General features: G+C 52.3%; 1 rRNA gene. It reads left to right on the forward strand.

The annotated features are described in order from the left end of the window. Nucleotides 1-420 precede the first annotated feature (420 nt). A 16S ribosomal RNA gene (locus tag NYO99_RS21295) occupies nt 421-1,944 on the forward strand. Nucleotides 1,945-2,120 lie beyond the last annotated feature (176 nt).

The raw sequence follows: 2,120 nt of genomic DNA on the forward strand, positions 1-2,120 counted from the left end.
AGGGGTCGAGAGGCCTGGTGTGTTTGACTCAGTTGAGTGCTTGAAAAAAGTTTTCAAAAGCACTTGACGAAGTCGAAAAGACAGATCAAAATCTCGCCTCTTTGCTGATGAATGCAGAAATCTTCTGCGACGTTGGCAAGCAAGCTGAAAGATGTTAAGAAAAGAAATTTTCAAAAAACATTTGACAGCGAAGCAAAAAGCAGATTAGAATCTCGCTTCTTTGCTGCTGACAAGTCAGCGACGCGAAATGCAAGTTTCGCGATGTTCTTTAAGAATTAACAGCCGATAAGCGTGGGCGTTTGAGGCGAAGTGATGTTGCAAGGTGACTTGCAACGGTCCTTCGGACTTTAAACGCTCACGGAAATTAGATTTGAATCATGCAAATGGTTTGAGTCGATTCCGTTGAGTAAATTCAAGATCGAACTATAGAGTTTGATCCTGGCTCAGATTGAACGCTGGCGGCATGCCTTACACATGCAAGTCGAACGGTAACAGGTTAAGCTGACGAGTGGCGAACGGGTGAGTAATGTATCGGAACGTGCCCAGTCGTGGGGGATAACTGCTCGAAAGAGCAGCTAATACCGCATACGACCTGAGGGTGAAAGCGGGGGATCGCAAGACCTCGCGCGATTGGAGCGGCCGATATCAGATTAGGTAGTTGGTGGGGTAAAGGCCTACCAAGCCTACGATCTGTAGCTGGTCTGAGAGGACGACCAGCCACACTGGGACTGAGACACGGCCCAGACTCCTACGGGAGGCAGCAGTGGGGAATTTTGGACAATGGACGCAAGTCTGATCCAGCCATGCCGCGTGCGGGAAGAAGGCCTTCGGGTTGTAAACCGCTTTTGTCAGGGAAGAAAAGGTTCTGGCTAATACCTGGGACTCATGACGGTACCTGAAGAATAAGCACCGGCTAACTACGTGCCAGCAGCCGCGGTAATACGTAGGGTGCAAGCGTTAATCGGAATTACTGGGCGTAAAGCGTGCGCAGGCGGTTATGCAAGACAGAGGTGAAATCCCCGGGCTCAACCTGGGAACTGCCTTTGTGACTGCATAGCTAGAGTACGGTAGAGGGGGATGGAATTCCGCGTGTAGCAGTGAAATGCGTAGATATGCGGAGGAACACCGATGGCGAAGGCAATCCCCTGGACCTGTACTGACGCTCATGCACGAAAGCGTGGGGAGCAAACAGGATTAGATACCCTGGTAGTCCACGCCCTAAACGATGTCAACTGGTTGTTGGGAGGGTTTCTTCTCAGTAACGTAGCTAACGCGTGAAGTTGACCGCCTGGGGAGTACGGCCGCAAGGTTGAAACTCAAAGGAATTGACGGGGACCCGCACAAGCGGTGGATGATGTGGTTTAATTCGATGCAACGCGAAAAACCTTACCTACCCTTGACATGTCTGGAATCCTGAAGAGATTTGGGAGTGCTCGAAAGAGAGCCAGAACACAGGTGCTGCATGGCCGTCGTCAGCTCGTGTCGTGAGATGTTGGGTTAAGTCCCGCAACGAGCGCAACCCTTGTCATTAGTTGCTACGAAAGGGCACTCTAATGAGACTGCCGGTGACAAACCGGAGGAAGGTGGGGATGACGTCAGGTCATCATGGCCCTTATGGGTAGGGCTACACACGTCATACAATGGCCGGGACAGAGGGCTGCCAACCCGCGAGGGGGAGCTAATCCCAGAAACCCGGTCGTAGTCCGGATCGTAGTCTGCAACTCGACTGCGTGAAGTCGGAATCGCTAGTAATCGCGGATCAGCTTGCCGCGGTGAATACGTTCCCGGGTCTTGTACACACCGCCCGTCACACCATGGGAGCGGGTTCTGCCAGAAGTAGTTAGCCTAACCGCAAGGAGGGCGATTACCACGGCAGGGTTCGTGACTGGGGTGAAGTCGTAACAAGGTAGCCGTATCGGAAGGTGCGGCTGGATCACCTCCTTTCTAGATAGATCGCGCCTCGTATGTTCTAAGGAATGTGCAGAGCAAGATCAACTAAGAGCGAAAGCTCAAGCACTTAGCTTTAAGCGCCCACACTTATCGGCTGTCAAACAACAGTGAGTGAATCGCGTGAGCCTGGGGAGCTGGCCTCGACAGGCTGGTGATAGCAGGCAACGCAA

The sequence above is a fragment of the Roseateles hydrophilus genome (assembly GCF_026712245.1).
GTDB classification, from domain to species: Bacteria; Pseudomonadota; Gammaproteobacteria; order Burkholderiales; family Burkholderiaceae_C; genus Pelomonas; species Pelomonas hydrophilus.